Annotated in this window: 14 protein-coding genes; 8 read left to right on the forward strand and 6 right to left on the reverse strand. The window is 68.6% G+C overall.

Features of this window, described 5'->3' with window-relative positions; genetic code table 11:
• Positions 1–37 precede the first annotated feature (37 nt).
• On the reverse strand, positions 38–1,318 hold the full coding sequence (locus I7X12_RS00495) for an NAD(P)/FAD-dependent oxidoreductase (protein ID WP_198061939.1): 1,281 nt from the start codon (positions 1,316–1,318) through the stop codon (positions 38–40).
• A gap of 225 nt (positions 1,319–1,543) precedes the next feature.
• On the opposite strand from I7X12_RS00495, the gene I7X12_RS00500 reads away from it, so the two are divergent.
• Positions 1,544–2,137: a DUF6149 family protein gene (locus I7X12_RS00500; RefSeq protein ID WP_198061940.1), complete on the forward strand. Its 594-nt coding sequence runs from the start codon at positions 1,544–1,546 to the stop codon at positions 2,135–2,137.
• An 8-nt stretch (positions 2,138–2,145) separates the two neighbouring features.
• On the opposite strand, the gene I7X12_RS00505 is transcribed toward I7X12_RS00500, so the two are convergent.
• The 3 genes from I7X12_RS00505 to I7X12_RS00515 all read right to left on the reverse strand — a co-directional run bounded on the left by I7X12_RS00505 (position 2,146) and on the right by I7X12_RS00515 (position 7,585).
• Complete coding sequence (locus I7X12_RS00505) at positions 2,146–3,639, reverse strand: hypothetical protein (RefSeq protein ID WP_198061941.1); 1,494 nt, start codon at positions 3,637–3,639, stop codon at positions 2,146–2,148.
• A 224-nt stretch (positions 3,640–3,863) separates the two neighbouring features.
• A complete protein-coding gene (locus I7X12_RS00510) occupies positions 3,864–5,249 on the reverse strand; it encodes an NAD(P)/FAD-dependent oxidoreductase (RefSeq protein ID WP_198061942.1) in 1,386 nt (461 codons plus the stop codon).
• A gap of 83 nt (positions 5,250–5,332) precedes the next feature.
• The gene (locus tag I7X12_RS00515; protein ID WP_198061943.1) at positions 5,333–7,585 is read right to left on the reverse strand and encodes a sensor histidine kinase; all 2,253 of its coding nucleotides are present in this window, start codon (positions 7,583–7,585) and stop codon (positions 5,333–5,335) included.
• A 179-nt stretch (positions 7,586–7,764) separates the two neighbouring features.
• On the opposite strand from I7X12_RS00515, the gene I7X12_RS00520 reads away from it, so the two are divergent.
• From I7X12_RS00520 to I7X12_RS00530, 3 genes are all read left to right on the forward strand, one after another.
• A complete protein-coding gene (locus tag I7X12_RS00520) occupies positions 7,765–8,640 on the forward strand; it encodes a homoserine kinase (RefSeq protein WP_198061944.1) in 876 nt (291 codons plus the stop codon).
• Positions 8,641–8,811: 171 nt separating this feature from the next.
• Positions 8,812–9,591: a DUF485 domain-containing protein gene (locus I7X12_RS00525; protein WP_198061945.1), complete on the forward strand. Its 780-nt coding sequence runs from the start codon at positions 8,812–8,814 to the stop codon at positions 9,589–9,591.
• Positions 9,591–10,769, forward strand: a complete 1,179-nt coding sequence (locus I7X12_RS00530) for an inorganic phosphate transporter (RefSeq protein ID WP_198061946.1) — start codon at positions 9,591–9,593, stop codon at positions 10,767–10,769. Before I7X12_RS00525 ends, I7X12_RS00530 begins: the two co-directional genes overlap by 1 nt.
• Before the next feature lie 49 nt (positions 10,770–10,818).
• On the opposite strand, the gene I7X12_RS00535 is transcribed toward I7X12_RS00530, so the two are convergent.
• A complete protein-coding gene (locus tag I7X12_RS00535; protein ID WP_198061947.1) occupies positions 10,819–11,427 on the reverse strand; it encodes an undecaprenyl diphosphate synthase family protein in 609 nt (202 codons plus the stop codon).
• Positions 11,428–11,604: 177 nt separating this feature from the next.
• Between I7X12_RS00535 and I7X12_RS00540 the strand changes: the two genes are divergently transcribed.
• Together I7X12_RS00540 and I7X12_RS00545 are read left to right on the forward strand one after the other, a co-directional pair.
• Positions 11,605–12,951 carry a DUF92 domain-containing protein gene (locus I7X12_RS00540; protein ID WP_198061948.1) on the forward strand — a complete coding sequence of 449 codons (1,347 nt, stop codon included), beginning with the start codon at positions 11,605–11,607 and terminating at the stop codon, positions 12,949–12,951.
• Positions 12,948–13,421, forward strand: a complete 474-nt coding sequence (locus I7X12_RS00545) for a GNAT family N-acetyltransferase (RefSeq protein WP_198061949.1) — start codon at positions 12,948–12,950, stop codon at positions 13,419–13,421. The genes I7X12_RS00540 and I7X12_RS00545 overlap by 4 nt, the downstream gene beginning before the upstream one ends.
• 56 nt (positions 13,422–13,477) lie before the next feature.
• Here I7X12_RS00545 and dnaG read toward each other — a convergent pair whose 3' ends face one another.
• A complete protein-coding gene (dnaG, locus tag I7X12_RS00550) occupies positions 13,478–14,926 on the reverse strand; it encodes a DNA primase DnaG (protein ID WP_198061950.1) in 1,449 nt (482 codons plus the stop codon).
• Between the two features lie 253 nt (positions 14,927–15,179).
• On the opposite strand from dnaG, the gene I7X12_RS00555 reads away from it, so the two are divergent.
• Positions 15,180–15,401, forward strand: coding sequence for a DUF3311 domain-containing protein (locus I7X12_RS00555; protein WP_198061951.1), 222 nt, complete (start codon positions 15,180–15,182; stop codon positions 15,399–15,401).
• Positions 15,394–16,899, forward strand: coding sequence for a sodium:solute symporter family protein (locus I7X12_RS00560; protein WP_198061952.1), 1,506 nt, complete (start codon positions 15,394–15,396; stop codon positions 16,897–16,899). The genes I7X12_RS00555 and I7X12_RS00560 overlap by 8 nt, the downstream gene beginning before the upstream one ends.
• Position 16,900: the final 1 nt, after the last annotated feature.

A 16,900-nucleotide genomic window follows, 5' to 3' on the forward strand; every position in this document is an offset into this window, starting at 1 on the left:
CGGTCGTCGACGAGCGGACGAACGGAGTCGGTCCGCGTTACTCGGGTTTCGGGGTCGCTTCCTCGAGCTTGTCCATGTCGACGTCCTCCTCGAGGAGCAGGTCCTTGTGCTGGGCCACCTCGCGCTCCTCGCGCATGAGCTTCTTGAACTTGGACTGCTGGGAGAGGTCACCGATGAGGACGCCGCCGACGATCTTGCCGTCGTTGAACGCGAGACAGCGATACTCCGTGTCGCTGTACTTGCGAGCGGCCTCGTCGTCGCCCTCTGTCGGGTGCCCGAACGAGAGGAACGGGAAGTCGAAGTGCGTGATCGAATACGAGGAGACCCAGCGGAACTCCTCGGGCTCGTCGGTCTCGCCGCCCGCTTTCAGGTCCTCGACCATGTTCTGGCCGGCGATCGAACCCTGCTCTTTCGCCGAGCCCCACGAGCCGTTCTGGCCCATCTCGCCCAGGATCGTGTCGTAGAACCAGGTCAGGTCGCCGGCTGCGTACACGTCGTCGACGTTCGTGCGCATGTACTCGTCGGTGACGACGCCGTCGTCGTTGGTCTCGACCGCCGTGTCCTGGAGGAACTCCGTGTTGAAGCTCAGACCGATGGCGACGCCGGCCCAGTCGCCCTCGAAGCGCTCGCCGTTGGGGTCGACGGCGGCCCGAATCTGTCCGTCCTCGTCGGTCTCGAACTCGTCGACGCCCGAGTCGAACACCGGCGTGACGCCGCGCTCGCGCATGGCGTCGTGGAGGATCTCCGCGCCCTCCTCGTCCAGCGCGTAGCGCCACCAGCACTCGCCGCGCATGAGGTAGTTGGCCTCGAGCTCCTGGGCGCCACAGATGGCCGCCAGGTCGATCCCCAGCAGGCCCGCGCCGACGATGATACCCTGGTCGGCCGCCTCGACGTTCTCCTTGATCGAGCGGGCGTCCTGGAACGTCCAGAAGTGGTCGATACCGTCGGCGTCGGCGTTTTCGATGCCGAAACTCGCCAGGCTGGCGGGCGTCCCGCCGGTCGCGACGAGCAGTTTGTCGTACTCGTAGACCGTCCCCTCGTGGGTGAGGACCTCGTTGTCCTCCGTGTCGATCGTCGTGACGTGTGTGTCGAGTTGGAGGTCGATGTCCCGCTCATCGTACCACTCGGGCTCGTGGATCGAGATGGGCGCTTCGGGCAGCTTGCCCTTGGCGAACTCCTTGATCAGGATGCGGTTGTACAGCGCCTCACCCTCGTCGGTGATGACGGTGATGTCCGCGTCGGGGTCCTCCTCGCGAATCGTCTCCGCTGCCGAACTCCCCGCGATGCCATCACCGATGATGACGTGGGATGCGCTCATGCCCAGGGTGTTCGCAAGCGTGGTTAATGTGGGTTGCTATCTCTCCATGCGGATGATTGGCAAACACATTCCCTCGAACGAAATAGTTGATCGTTCCGGCATGACGAACGGCCACGGGAACCGAAACCGGTAGCGGATCGCCGCTCCGGTCGGCGTTCGGGCGTGGCGTCGGTCGGTGGCCACCCGAGACGTTGAATACGGTAGGGGCCAAACCGTCTGGCAACGATGAAGATCCGCCAGAACGTCCGTCACTTCGCCGCCAAGCAGGCGCTGACGCTCCCGGTCGTCGGGGAGAAGGTCAACGACCGACTCGTCGGGATGCACACGGACATCTTCGCCGAGAAGGCCGACGCGGGCCGGCGCGAGGAGCGACGGGACCACCTCGACGACTTCTTCGACGCGACGATGGACACGTACGTGGCGGCGCTCGAAGCGGGACTCCCCGAGGCCGAGGCCCGCGAGATCACCCACGTCCAGGCGAACTTCGACTTCTACAACCACGGCTGGACCGAGATGATGGAGTTCCCGAGCGACGAACTCGGCGACCACTACGACCGCTACAGCGAGTTCTTCGAACGCTACGGCATCGCCATCGAGGACCCGCTCGGGCAGTTCACGCCGGCCGACGGCGTCGCCGACGCCCCCTCGACGCCAGAGAAGCTCGACGACCCCGAACACCCCTACGCAGAGGGCGGCTTCGCCGACGACGTGTACGTCGAGACCGCCGACGGCGAGCTGGTTGTCGGCGGTGAGGAAGAGCCCGAGGACGTGTCCGTCGAGGAAGCGCCCGGTGTGGACGGCGACGAAGTCGACGCCTGAGCGGCCGGTCAGTCCGCGCCTGACTCGCCCGTCTCGGACGCCGCGCCCGATAGCGCGTCGACGACGGTCGCGCGCCACTGCTCGACCGACTCCATCTCCTCGCCGAGTCGCGCGAGTTCCGACTCCACCTCGTCCACGGCGTCGGTCAGCTCCGCGCGCGTCTCGCTGACGCTCTCGTCGAGGTCCTCCACGTCACCGACGCGTTCGTCGAGCGCCTCGAGTTCGGCTTCGACCGACGTCAGGCGCGCTTCGAGCCCCGACTGGGCGGACTCGGCGGCATCGAGCCGCTCGGCCACGTCCTCCGTGCGCGCCTCGACGCGGTCGATGTCGTCACGGAAGTCCGTGAGCAGCTGTCGGGCCGTCCCCTCGTCGCCGAGGAACGCCTCCAGCGCGTCGACGTAGGCGTCGAGTTCGCCGATCCGCCGCAGGCAGTGGTCGAGTTTCGCGTCGACGCTGCCGGTGGTGTCGGGCCGGAGTTGACTCCGGAGCGTCGCTACCGTCTCTTCCGGGGGGTCGTCGCGCCGGAGCTCGAAGGCGACCCGTTCCGCGACCGTCTCCTCGTCTCCGAGGTCGTCCGGGAACGAATCACCGCCGCTCCGGTCGGTCTCTGGCGACTCCGGTTCGATCCGTGACCCGTCCGCGTCGGCCGCGTTCGAACCGCCGCCGGTGTCGGTCGGAGTCGAACCGCACTCGTCCTCGTCCCTGGTCGCACCGTCGTCTTCGACCTCCGAGACGGATCCGTCGTCCGTTCTCCCGCTCTCTCCAGCCGGATCCGGTGTCGTCGATGGGTCGGTGTGGCCGTTCGTCGCCCGAGCGGCCCCGCTCCCGCCCCGATAGAGGACTTCCTCGTCGGAGTCGGTCGTCTCTGAGGCGCCGGGGCCGGTTGGCTCCGGGTTGGGGTCGCCCTCGCCGCTCGGTTCATCGTCCTGTGCGTCGTCGGTAGGTGTGTCCTGATTCATCGTGGTGTCCGAACCGTCCCAATCTCCGCCCCTCGGACTAGTCTGTCGGTCCGCGGCGCGAATCTCCGTCCCGTCCGCGTCGAGGATCGTCACGTCGATCCGGTCGTCGTCGAGCGTCGCTCGGTCGTCCCCGACGATCGTCCAGTCGTCGTCGAGCGTCGCCGCCCGGTCGTCGAGCGCTGCCCGGTCGCACTCGAGTGCTGCTCGGTCGTAGACCGGTGCGGCCACGACTGTCGGCGGGTCCAGGGACGCCGACAGCCGCTCGGGGTCGACGGCGATCCCGTAGAGCGTCGAGACCGATTCGCTCGCTTCGACGACGTTCTCGTAGACGATCCGACGCTCGTCGGCCACGGCCCAGTGTTCGTACCCTTCGTCCGCGTGGAACCCCACGGCGGTCGCGTCCACACCCGGTGGGAGCGACTCGACGAGTCGAACGGCGACCGGGCCGGACCCGTTCACCGTGATACGTATCACGACGGACGGATACGCGTAGCCGTCTACGTCGAGTCGCTTCGAGACCGCCAGGGAACGATCGGCGTGCATTCGTTACCGCCACCAATACGATATCGAAGCGTATCACTTCGGTATGAGCCGAATACGTGCGTTCTCACGAGCTAAGAATACCGAACGCGATCACTCGATCATCGGTTCGTTAGAAATACTTGCGGGCCGGATGCGAAGGAACCGAACGCGAACGGTTCAGGCGACGCCGTCACGACAACTCCCGTCGTCGTCCACCGCCGACCGCGTCGTCGGTCGCAGCCGTGTCATCGGTTCGCGATGAGATCCGCACAGGCGTAGCCCGCTTCGATCCCGCCGTCGAGCGAGCGCTCGGGGTACTGCGCACGCGAGGCCATCCCGGCGTAGTAGACCCCCTCCGCGACCTCCGCCCCGAGGTCGTAGGGGACGACCATGTCGAGGTAGCCCCGCTCGTAGATGGGCGCGGTGCGGGGATTGCGGGCGGTCTGCACCCAGTTGACGCTCTCGCGGTCGAAGTGGGGAAACATGTCGCCGATCCCCTCGGCCCAGTGGTCTTCGACCTCGTCGTCGGACATCCCCCACAGATCCTCCTCGGGGTCCTGAATGTAGCTGGCCGTGTAGTAGAGGTGTTCGCCGCCGTAGCGCTCGGGCGGCACGAAGTTGGTGTGTTCGATGAACACGCCGAACGGGGCCTCGTCCTTGATGTTCAGCCAGTAGGTGTCCGAGAGCGACCGGTCCATGCTCCAGACCGAGCAGACCGTCCCCTGGAAGTCGATCTCGCAGGGGTAGCCCGTCAGGTCCTCCAGCACGTTCGGCATCGCCGCGACGACGACGGCGTCCACGTCGTGAGTCTCGGTCTCGCCGTCCCGCTCGACGGTGATCGACTCGACCGTCGTGTCGGTGCCGGTCGTCGACGTCGCGCCCGCGACCGCTGCACCACCGTCGGCCGCCGTGCCGGTACTCGTCGCGCCGTCGCCCGTCCCGATCTCTGTCACGCGCGCCCCGGTCGTAACGTTCGCCTCGCCGACCGCCGCGAGCAGCTCGTCCAGCAGGACGCCGAACCCACCCGCCAGATAGCCCAGCTGCTCGCCCTTGATCGGATCGCGCTCGCCGCGGAACTTCACGCGGCCGAGCAGCCACGCCGCCGACACGTCCTCCTTTCGCGAGCCGAACTTGGCGTCCAGCAGCGGCTCCCAGAAGGACTCGTAGACGTGGCGGGTGGTGTGGTCGAGCAGGAACTGCTTGATCGGCACGTCCTCGAAGTCGGTGATGTCGTCGTAGGTGTCGAACGTCGGGACGCCGCCGCGCACGTCGATCTCCTTGACGAGCATCGCGAGGCGGAACTTGTCGTAGATAGAGAGGTGGGGGTAGGCGAGGATCTCCCACGCTTTCTCCATGGGGTGGACGACGCCGTCGACGTAGTAGGAGTCGGTCTTGTAGCGCCACTCCAGAGCCTCGCCGAGGCCCAGGTCGTCGATCAGCTCGACGATGGTCTCCTCGGAGGCCGAGAGGTGGTGGTAGAACTTCTCGATTGGGTCGCCCGCGGTCTCGTAGACGGCGGCCAGCCCGCCCACGTCGTCGCTCGCTTCGAACACCTGAACCTCGCGACCGCGTTGCTGGAGGCGATACGCGGCCGCGAGGCCGGCGACGCCGCCGCCGACGACTCCGATCATACGCCACGTTCCGCCGTGATCGGAAAAGCCCTTTCGCTCGGTCGACCCTCGTCGGGGCTCGGCGGTGGGCGACCCACGAACGGTCACTCGTCGGGGGACAGTTCGGGAGCGGTCTCGGCGAGCCGGAACTCCAGTACGACGACGGTCCCGCGAGACCGGTCGCTGGATCCCGTCGAGTCGATCGACGGGGACAGCTCCGCACTCTCCTCGAACCAGACGTTGCCGCTGTAGAGGTCCATCATCACCGAGACGAAGTAGAGACCGAACCCGTGGGCGGTCTGGCTGGTGGCCATCTCCCGCTGGAAGACCTGCGTCTGCATCTCCTCCGAGAGGCCGGGTCCGTTGTCGGCGATCCGGACCTGGATCCACTCGCCCATCGGCTCGGTGGAGACCCGGACCCGCGGCTGAGCGCTGTCGTTGTGTTCGACCGCGTTCGAGAGGACCCCCTCGACCACGTCCGCCACGAGCTCGTTCGCGGCGACGGTCAGGTCGTCGCAGACGTCGAACTCGATGGCGACGTCGTAGCGCTCCGAGAGGGCGAGGACCTCCTCGTGGAGGATTCCCGAGAGGTCGACGCGTTCGAGTCGCTCGTCCTCCGTGGCGGTCACGGTGTCGTTGACCGCCCGGATCTTCTCGGTCATCTCCGTCAGATCCGAACACCACGTCCGGATCGTCCCCAGTTTCTCGGCGTCGCCCTCGTCGACGCGCGACTGGAGGTGGTGAGCGTGGCCGTCGATGACCAGCATCGCGTTGCGGATGTTGTGCCGGAGGACCCCGTTGAAGAACTCGATCTGCTTGTTGCGCCGCTCGACGGCGGCCCGGCTGGCGCGCAGTTCCTCCTCGTACTCGACGCGCGTCAGCGCCGTCTCGGTCGTCCGCGCGAGGATCTGGCCCAGCTGTTCGTCGGTCTCGGTGTAGCCCTCGCCCTCGTCGGTCCCGATGACGAGGACGCCGCGCTCGCCGAGCGGCAGGAACAGCGCGACCGCCGAAGCGAACGCGTACGGGCCGATGACGAGGTCGCGCTCGCCTTCGAAAGCCGCGAGTTCGCCGCTCTCGAAGGTCTCCCAGAGCGGTCCCGACCCGCGTGGGACCCGGATCGACTCGTCGGGCTCGACGCGCAGTTCCGCCGCCAGCCGGTCGGTGACCGCTTCCGAGACGAGCGCGTCCGTCGTCTCGTCGTAGCGCAGCAGCGCCGCGTAGGGCTGGTCGTGGACGTCGCTGGCGAACCGGACCGCGATGTCGGCGACCTCGGCCGCGGTCCGCGCACCGATGAACTGCCGGGTGGCCGCCTGCATCGCCGTCAGCTGGTCGAGCCGCCGCTGCTGGTGAGTCACGTCCCGCAGGTGGACGAGCCGTCCCTTCGCGACCCCGTACTGGTCCTCGACGGCGGTCACGCCGAGCGAGAACGAGGACACGTCTCGGTCGTCACCGGGCGCGTCGACGGTGACAGCCGCGCCGTCTGCCAGCCGGTCCGCGAACCCGTCGGTGACCGCGTCCGCGTGGCGCCCCGTGAGGTCGCCGTCGTCGACGAGTCGCTCCGCGGCCGGGTTGTGATCGATCACCACGTCGTCGTCGTCGAGGACCACCACCGGGTCCGCGAGTTCCTCGGCGAGCAGATCCGTCGCGACGGGCGCGACGGACTGGAAGTCGTATCGAAAGAGGACGAGCCCCGCCACGACGCCGTGGACGGCGAACATCGCCGGTGCGACCGAGACACCCGGATGGACCCCGCCAGCGACGGAGACCACGACGGTCCCCGCGGTCGGGAACAGCCCTCCGAGGACGAGCGCGCCCGTCTCCGCCCGATAGACGTTCCGCGAGTCCAGCAGGAACGCGACGAGGAGGAGGTAGCCGACGAGTATCAGACCGTAGGCGACCAGCGACTGGGCGGCGAGCGCGACCGTCTCCGTCGGGGCCGGCGCGGCGATCCCGTTCTCGGTGACGACCCGTACCGGGGCGAGCGCGACCCCGTGGACCGGCGCGGTCAGGCGGACGAGCGAGTACGCCGACAGCGGCGTCCAGAGCGCGACCAGCCGACCGCGAGTGAGCCACTCGCGGTGGCCCGTGTAGACGACGGTAAAGACGAGCCAGAGCATCGGGATCTGCGACGAGACGGCGTCGCCGAGGAGGGCGGCGCCGCTCGCGACCTCGGTCGAGGGTGCCAGCAGGACGATCACCTGCAGGACCGCCCAGCCACCGGCCGCGAGCGACAGCCACCCGAACGGTCGCGCGCCCTGCCGCTCCCGGTGGTGGTAGGCCACCGCCGCGAGGGAGAACTGAACGACACCCCCGACCGCGGTCGCGACGACCACCGGACCGAGCGCCTCACCAGCCATCTGACGGGTTCACGAACCCGTAATTTCAACTTGTCCGTATTATAGATTGTGTCGCATTATCGTCGGAGACAACGCGGCGGTCGGGTCCCGATGCGGTGTCCCCGCTGGGGTCGGCACCGTTCGGGCTCCGTCCCCGCACTCCGCTACCTTTTTGCCCGCAGTCGCGGAAATCGCTGGATATGGTGACGGTGCGGGCGCCGGCGACGAGCGCGAACCTGGGGAGTGGCTTCGACGTGTTCGGTGTGGCGCTGGACAGACCGGCCGACGTGGTCCGGGTTCGGCGGGCCCCCGAGACCACCATCGACGTGACCGGTGCCGGGAGCCAGTTCATCCCCGAGGACCCCGCGGACAACACCGTCGGCGCCGTCGCGGAGGCGCTCGACGCCCCCGCACACATCGAGATCGACAAAGGCGTCCGCCCCGCCTCGGGGCTGGGCTCGTCGGCCGCCTCCGCGGCCGCGGCCGCGGTCGCGCTCAACGAGCTCTACGACCGCGGGCTCACCCGCAAGGAACTCGTGCCCATCGCGGCGGAGGGCGAGGCGGTCGTCTCCGGCGACGCCCACGACGACAACGTCGCCCCCGCGATCCTCGGTGGGTTCACGATCGCGACGCCGAGCGGCATCGCGACGGTCGACGCCGACATCTCGCTCGTGACCTGCCTCCCCGACATCGTCGTCTCCACCCGCGACGCTCGCGAGGTCGTCCCCGAGGGCGCACGCGTCGCGGACATGGTCGAGACCGTCGGCAACGCCGCGACCCTGACCACGGGCATGCACCGTTCGGACCCCGAACTCGTCGGCCGCGGCATGGAGGACTCCGTGGTCACCCCGGCCCGCGCCGAACTCATCGACGGCTACAGCGAGGTCCGCCAGGCCGCCTTCGACGCCGGCGCCACCGGCGTCACCATCAGCGGCGCCGGACCGAGCGTCATCGCCGCCTGCTACGAGACCGACCGGCGGTCCATCGCCTCCGCCATGGTCGACGCCTTCGACGAGGCGGGCGTCGAATCCCGTGTCTATCAGACGGAGATCGGCGAGGGCGCGACGTTTCACTGAGCGATAGCGTCACGTTCCACCGAGCGGGCGCGTGACGGTCGAACGCTCGCGTCTTTGCCAAGGTACTTGACCCGAGAGCCACTGAGTACGGACACGCGTGTCTTCTTTCCCATCTCGTCGACAGCGTATCGCTCCCCCATCCCAACGGCCCCGGGACAGGGCCGGTAACCGATGAACCCGAGCCGCGTCGACTCGATCGTCGACCTGTCCTACGGGCTGCTGATCGCCGTCTCGGTCGGACTCATCATGGTCGCCGGCAACACCGTCGGCCTGGCGTTCGGGTTCGGCGTCCTCATCTCGTATCTGATCCACGTGGTCTGGAAGATGGCCCGGTTCGACCCCGACTGGATGACCACCGCGGTCAAAGAGACGGTCGAGGAGACCGTCGACGAGACCGTGGAAGCGAAAGTCGGCGAGACCGTCGAAGAGACCGTCGAGGAGACGGTGGACGAGACCGTCGGCAGCTCCGTCGACGAAACCGTCGAGAAAACCGTCGAAGCGACTGTCGGTGAAACGGTCGAAGAGACGGTGGGCGAAACCGTCGAGGAGACCGTCGGCGAAACCGTCGAGGAGACCGTCGAGGAGACCGTAGAAGCGAAAGTCGGCGAGACCGTCGAAGAGACCGTCGAGAAGACGGTCACCGATACCGTCGAGGAGACCGTCGGCGAAACGGTCGAGGAGACCGTCGAAGAGAAGGTCGGCGAAACGGTCGAAGAGAAGGTCGGCGAAACGGTCGAAGAGACTGTCGAGGAGACAGTCGAGGAAACGGTCGAAGAGAAGGTCGGAGAGACCGTGGAGGAGACCGTCGGTGAAACCGTCGAGGAGACCGTCGGTGATACCGTCGAGGAGACGGTCGAAGAGACCCTGGAGGAACGGCTCGAGGCGGTCGAGAGCGAGGGCGATGAATCCGACAAGGAGTCGGAGCGATCGGCCGACGACGGGGATCGCTGATGGTCGAACTCCTGCTCGTCGTCGGCGTCCTCGTCTCGATGTTCGTCGCGTACAACATCGGCGGGTCGACGACGGGGCCGGCGTTCGGCCCGGCCGTCGGCGCGGACGCCATCTCGAAGACGACCGCAGCGGCGCTGATGGGCCTGTTCTTCTTCGTCGGCGCCTGGACCATCGGCCGGAACGTCGTGACGAAACTCGGGTCGGAGCTGGTCACAGACGTCGGCGTGTTCACGCTGGAGACGTCTATCGTCGTCCTCTTTTTCATCGGCGTCGCGCTGCTCCTGGGCAACGTCTTCGGGGTACCGGCCTCGACCTCGATGACCGCGGTCGGTTCGATCGCGGGGCTCGGGCTCGCGGGCGGGGCGCTGGACCTCGCCGTCATGGGCGAGATCGTCACCTGGTGGGTCGTCTCGCCGATCATCGGCTTCTGGGTGTCGCTCGTCATCGGCCGGTACTTCTACGCGCGGCTCAACCGGTTCGTCGCGATGGAGCGCAGCACCGGCCCCCTGTTCGACGTGGACCGCTCGGGGTCGATACCGGGCGTGAGCGTCCACCGAACGACCAATCGTCGAGAGCTGGCCGGCGTGGTCACGGTCGTCGCCATCGGCTGTCTGATGGCCTTTAGCTCGGGGACCTCGAACATCGCCAACGCCGTCGCGCCGCTGGTCGGGAGCGACGAACTGGCGATGGATCCGGCCATCATCTTCGGCGGGATCGGCGTCACCATCGGCGCGTTCACGATCGCTCGACGGACCCTGGAGACGATGGGGAGCGACATCACGGAGCTGCCGCTGACGGCCGCGATCGTCGTCGCCGCGGTCAGTTCTACGCTGGTCGTCTTCCTCTCGGCGCTGGGGATCCCCGCGAGTTTCGTCATCATCGCGACGATGTCGATCGTCGGGCTGGGGTGGGGCCGGGCGACCCGGCCGGTGACCGTCCCCGAGGCCGTCTCCGCCGAGGAGGCCCCGCCAGTCAGCGTCGACGCGCTCGCCGCGGACGAACCCGGCGAGGAATTGCCGCCCATCGGCGAAGAGGACGCCGCGGACATCCCCGAGCCCGGTGACCTGTTCAATCCCGCGACGACCGCGCGCGTCGTCCTGATGCAGAACGTCGTGCCGGCCATCGCCACCGCCGGCGCGTACCTCACCTTTCGATTCGTCCCGGTGTTCGGGTTCTGATCGAGGCTCGGGTTCCGATCGTGGACTCGCGGGCGGCGGCGTGAGCCGCCTACCGGCCGAACCGCCGCTGGCGGTTCTGATAGTCCCGCAGCGCCCGCAGGTAGTCGCGACGGCGGAAGTCCCGCCAGTTCACGTCGGTGAAGTACAGCTCCGAGTAGACGGACTGCCAGATCATGAAATCAGAGAGCCGCTCGGCGCCGGTCTTGACGACGAGATCCGGCTGGACTGGGAAGACGAGTTCCCCCTCGATAGCGGCCTCGTCGATGTCTTCGGGCGCCAGCTCGCCGGCCTCGACCGCCTCGGCGAGGCTTTGGACGGCGGCTGCGAACTCGTGTTTGCCGCCCAGCCCGATACCGATCTGGATCGGCGCGTCGGCCTGCTCGTCGTCCTCGGGGCCGCGGACGGCGAGCGCCCGTGGGGCGTCCACGTCCGCGAGCTCGTGACGGATGGTGTCGACGACCTCGGTGTCGAGGACGCTGACGTAGACGACGACGCGGTCGGCGCCGAACTCGAACGCCCACTCGAGACAGGCCTCCAGCGTCTCGTAGGCGCCGGTTTCGAGCAGGTCCCGCTCGGTGACGATGACCGCGACCGTCTCGGGGAGGGCGGCGTCGCTGGAACGCAGACGGAGGGCGAGATATCGGTCGTAGAGTCCCACGCCCACGCTTTTCCCGGACGCGTCCTAAACCTCACGCTCGGTCGCCACGGCTACCGCGGGTCGGCCGGCGGTCGGGAATCGGCGTCTAGCTGGCGGAGCGCGAACGTGTCACCCCGGGGCCACGGGGCGAAGTGGTTCGGAAACGGTAAGTAGCTCACCGGGGATACCGGAGATAGCGTGACAACGACAGTCCGGCGTGCGGGCGCGTTCGCCCTCGTCGGGACGCTGGCGCTCGCCGTCCCGCCGATCGCCAGCCGAACGAGCCGGGCGCTCGCGACCGTCGCCGCACCGGGCCCGTTCCTCCTCGTCGCCGCCCTCGCGCTGTACGTCGTCGACGAGGGGACGATCTTCGAACTGTTCGCCAGACCGGGCGACCGCCGCGACGGTCGCCTGTACGGTCTCGCGGGCTTCTCACTGGCCGCCGCGGCGCTTGCCCTGCTATCCGTGCGATTCACCCTCCCCCCGACGGTCTTCGTCGGGACCGTCTTCCTGCTCGCGTGGGGCAACCTCGGTGGCCACCTCGTCCGAACCGTGCGCGACGAACCGTTCGCCGCGACCGCCGGGTTCGTCCTCGGGGGCTTTCTCGCCGGGAGCGTCGGCCAGTTCGCCGCCGCACGCCTGGTCGGGACCACGGTCGAGTGGCCGCTCGTGGCGTTCCTCTCCGCCAGCGGTGCTCTGCTGGGCGCGCTGTTGCGCGCCGTGCTCTTCGAACGCGACGACCCGCTCGTGATGGTCTCGATCGGCCTGTTGCTGTGGCTGTTCGCCGACCTACCGCTGTCGATCGAACCGACCGTCGTCGGCGCCGCGCTGGCCCTGGCGTTCCTGTTCGGCTATCTCGCCTACGCCCTGGAGACGGCGTCGCTCCCGGGCATGATCACCGGCGTCTTCCTCTGTCTGCAGACGATCGTCCTCGGCGACTTCGGCTGGTTCGTCCTGCTGGTGACCTTCTTCGGCGTCGGCGGCCTCTCGACGAAGTTCCGCTACGAGGAGAAAGAACGGCGCGGCATCGCCGAGGAGAACGAGGGCGCCCGCGGCAGCGGGAACGTTCTCGCCAACTCGCTGGTCGGCCTGTTCGCCGTCCTCGGGTGGTCGGCGAGCCCGACGCTGACGGGGCTGGACCCGGAGCTGTTCCTCTTCGCGTTCGCCGGCTCGATCGCCGCCGCGATGAGCGACACGCTCTCCAGCGAGATCGGCGGCGTCTTCGACAACCCGCGGTTGATCACCACCTTCGAGCGCGTCGAACCCGGCACGGACGGCGCCGTCACCTGGCAGGGCGAGGTCGCCGGACTGGCCGGCGCCGTCCTCATCGCGGTCATCGCGCTCGGCGCGTTCGGCCGCGTGGACGCGCTCGGTGCCGGCATCGTCGTCTTCGGCGGCGTCGTCGGCATGACCGTCGACAGCCTGTTGGGCGCCACGGTCGAGGACGTCTTCCTGGAGAACGAGGGGGTCAACTTCTTCGCGACGCTCGCGGCCGGGATCGCGGCCGCCCTCGCCGCCGTGGGCGTCGGTTTCGTCGCGATATGACCGACAGCCGTCGGGTCCGCGAGGGGCGGTCGACCGACCTCCCTGCGCTCCGGGCGATCCAGGCCGCCGTCCTCGCCGAACCCTGGGAGGAGCTACTGGCGGTCGCCCCCGACGGCCCGCCGATACTGCTGGTCGCGACACCGAGAGGGCCGGCTACCGCGACCGAGGACACGGCGACACCGGTCGGCTACGCGCTGGCGGTCACCGACGGCGACGACGACGCCGGCTATCTCGCCGAACTCGCGGTCGCGCCCGACGCCCAGGACGAGGGCCACGGCTCGGCGCTGCTTGCCGCGCTCGTCGAACGACTCCGCGAGTCCGGCGCGACAGAACTCCGTGTGACGGTCCGCGAGGTCGACGAGGCCGCTCACGCGTTCTATCGCGACCGCGGCTTCGAGCGCCGCGAACGGCTCCCCGAGCGCTACGAACGCGGGGACGGGTTCCTGCTGGCGCGGTCACTCGACGATTGAGAGACGAGTCGGCCGCCGAACGAGGGGACGGCCACCGAGAAAGTGACGGCCGCTGGTCAGACCTCGTCGGCCGTGACGATGCGGACGTTGACCGGCTGTTTGACGTACTCACCCTTCCCGCGGGGGACCACGAGGTCGACGCCGCGCTGGGCGGCCACGTCGAGGACGCGCTGGGAGAGGTCGCCGTCGAGGACGACCGACGCCGGCACCGGCTCGGCGGACTCGACCAGGTCGAACGCCTCGTCGGCTTCGCCCTCACCGATCGTCTCGTATGCGGCGTCGAGGAGTCGCACGCGCCCGGTCTCGCTTCCGACGACCGCGTCGACGTGGCTCGCGAGCGTCGCCGGCCCAGACTCGTCGGGCGAGTCGGTGGCGGACGAACCGGTGTCGGCCGACGTCTCGGTCGAGGGCGACACTTCGGCGTCGGCCTCAGGTTCGGCGTGGTCCGCGGCGGGTGATTCTGACGCGCCCTCCGCGTCCGAATCGGTGGAAGCGGTCGACTCGGCTTTCGTCGACGCTTCGACGGTGCCGCCGGGCGCGTCCGGGCCGTCCGGTTCGGTCGGCGACTCCGTGTCGACCGTCGTCACGTCGCCGTCCGGCGGCGAAGGCTGGCTCGACCCGTCGGTGGCGGCGAGCCCGCGCGCGTCGTCGGTGTCGGCTCCCTCGGTGGCCGACGACGGGTCGGTCGTCGCCGTCCCGTCGCCGGTCGAGACCGTCTCGAAGGGGACCTTGTCCCGGAGCGCGTCCATGACGGGGCCGCGGGGGAGATCCTCGACGGAGCGGCCGGTCGGCGCGAGGGCGACGTAGTCCACGTCGCCGACCTGCGACAGTTCCTTCAGGATGAGGTCGCCCCCGCGGTCGCCGTCGAGGAACGCGGTGACGGTCCGGTCGTCGGTCAACTCGGCGACGGCGTCGGGCACGTCGGTCCCTTCGACCGCGATCGCGTTCTTGATGCCGTACTTGAGCAACTGGAGCACGTCGGCGCGGCCCTCGACGACGATGATCGCGTCGCTGTCGGCGACGCGCGGGCCGGCGGGCAGGCCGGCGAACTCCGTGATGTCCTCGACGCGGACGCTCCGGCGGACCTCCTCGACGAGGTCCTCGCTGGACATCGTCGTCGCGTCGAACTCGGCGAGCAACTCCGTGGCCCGTTCGACGACGCGACGGCGCTTCGCCGAACGCACGTCCTCGATGTCGCGTATCTCGACGTCGGCCGTCGACGGGCCGACGCGCTCGATGCTCTCCAGCGCGGCCGCGAGGATCGCCGTCTCGACGCGGTCGAGTCCGCTGGCGATCGTGACCTCGCCGAACGAACTCCCGCGTTCGGAGTCGACCTCGACGTCGATGCGGCCGAGCTTTCCCGACTCCTGGAGGTCCCGGAGGTCGAGCTCGTCGCCGAGCAGGCCTTCGGTCTGCCCGAAGACCGCGCCGACCACGTCACTCCGCTCGACCACCCCGCTGGTCCTGATGTCCGCGTGGATCAGATACTTCGCTGAATCGTACATTGGTGAACTGCCCCGGTTCGGGGCGTGCTGTGAATGCTGTGGGTGATGGTGAACCGCCGTCCATGAACGCGTCCACTGAACAACCCGTAACTTGTCACTCGACGACTGTAATATCTGCCGATGCCCCGGTTACCTCCGCGTTCCGGAGCGACCAACCGCTCCGTCCACCACGAATGAAGAGAAATATTCTTCGAACTCATTCTTCGTAGGCGTTCGACGAAAGGTTAAGGGACGAGTAGCCGAACGGTCGTGTATGAACGAGCGCACGCGGTTGGTCGGCTGGGCGGCGATCGCGGTCGCGCTGGCGGCGCTGTCGGTGCCGTGGTTCCTCTGGGGCGCCGACGGCGTCGTCGCGGGGCTGCCGGTGTGGGTGGTCTATCACGTCGGCTGGCTCTGTTTGGTCGCCGTCGTCTTCTGGGTGTTCACGAAGCGGGCGTGGGGCCTGGGCGTCGAGGAGGTGAGTCGCGATGGCTGACACAGCGCTGCAGGTCGGGATCGTCGCCGGCTACATGCTCGTCGCACTGGCGATCGGCGTCGTCGCCTACCGCCTGACCGAGCGCACGGCCGAGGACTACTACCTCGCCTCCCGGACGCTGGGAACCGTCGTTCTCCTCTTCACGACGTTCGCGACGCTGCTGTCGGCGTTTACCTTCTTCGCCGGGCCGAACATCAGCTACGGCGCCGGTCCGGAGTGGATCCTCGTCATGGGCCTGATGGACGGCGTCATCTTCGGGATCCTGTGGTACGTCCTGGGCTACAAGCAGTGGCTCGTCGGGAAGGCGAACGGCTATCTCACCCTGGGGGAGATGCTCGGTGACCGGTTCGGGTCGCTTCGCCTGCGCCTGCTCGTCGCCGGCGTCAGCATCTTCTGGTTGTTCCCGTACGTGATGCTCCAGCAGCAGGGTGCCGGCACCGCCATCGAGGCGCTGACCGGCGGCGCGGTCCCCTACTGGGCCGGCGCCGGGGCGATCACCCTCTTCATGATCGGCTACGTCGCCCTCTCGGGGATGCGCGGCGTCGCCTGGACGGACACGCTCCAGGGCGCGTTCATGCTCGTGATCGTCTGGGCGGCGTTCGTCTGGGTCGGGTCGGCCGCGGGGGGTATCGGCTCGGCGACCGCGACGCTGGGCGACGTGGACGGCAACTTCCTCGCGCTCGGCGGCGGCACCTACACGCCCGAGTACGTCCTCTCGACGGCGATCTCGATCGCGTTCGGCGTCACGATGTTCCCCCAGGTCAACCAGCGCTTTTTCGTCGCCGAGTCGAAGGCCGTCATCAAGCGCACGCTCCCGCTGTGGCCCGTCCTCGTCGTCCTCCTGTTCGTCCCGGCGTTCATGATGGGGTCGTGGGCGCGGGGCCTCGGCATCCAGGCCGGCGCCAACGAGAACGTCCTTCCCCTGCTGCTGGCCGAGTACACGCCCGCGTGGTTCGCGGCGCTCGTCGTCGCGGGGGCGATGGCCGCGATGATGTCCTCCAGCGACTCGATGCTGCTGTCGGGCTCGTCGTACTTCACTCGCGACATCTACCGGCCGCTGGTCGAGGAGGCAAGCGAGGAGCGCGAGGCGTTCCTGGGTCGGGTCGGCGTCGCCGTCTTCGCGACTCTATCCTTCGTCGCCAGCCTGTTCCAGCCCGCGACGCTGCTCGAGATCGGCGACACCGCGTTCGGCGGGTTCGCCCAGCTGGCGCTGCCCGTGGGCGTGGCGCTGTACTGGCGAGCCACGACGAAGTGGGGCATGTTCGTCGGGATCGGCGGGAGTCAGATCGTCTACATCGCGGGCGTCCTGTTCCCGGTGGTGTCCGTCTCGCTACCGCTCGTCGGGACGGTCCCGTTCGGCGTCCCCGGCTCGCTGCTGGGCTGGAGCATCTCCGTCTGGTGTATGCTCCTCGGCCTCGTCCTGACCGTCGGCGCCTCGCTGGTGACGAACGCGAGTCCCGAGGAAGACGCGTCCGTCTACGCCACCGGCGCGGACTGAC

Source organism: Halosimplex litoreum (genome assembly GCF_016065055.1).
Taxonomy (GTDB): Archaea; Halobacteriota; Halobacteria; order Halobacteriales; family Haloarculaceae; genus Halosimplex; species Halosimplex litoreum.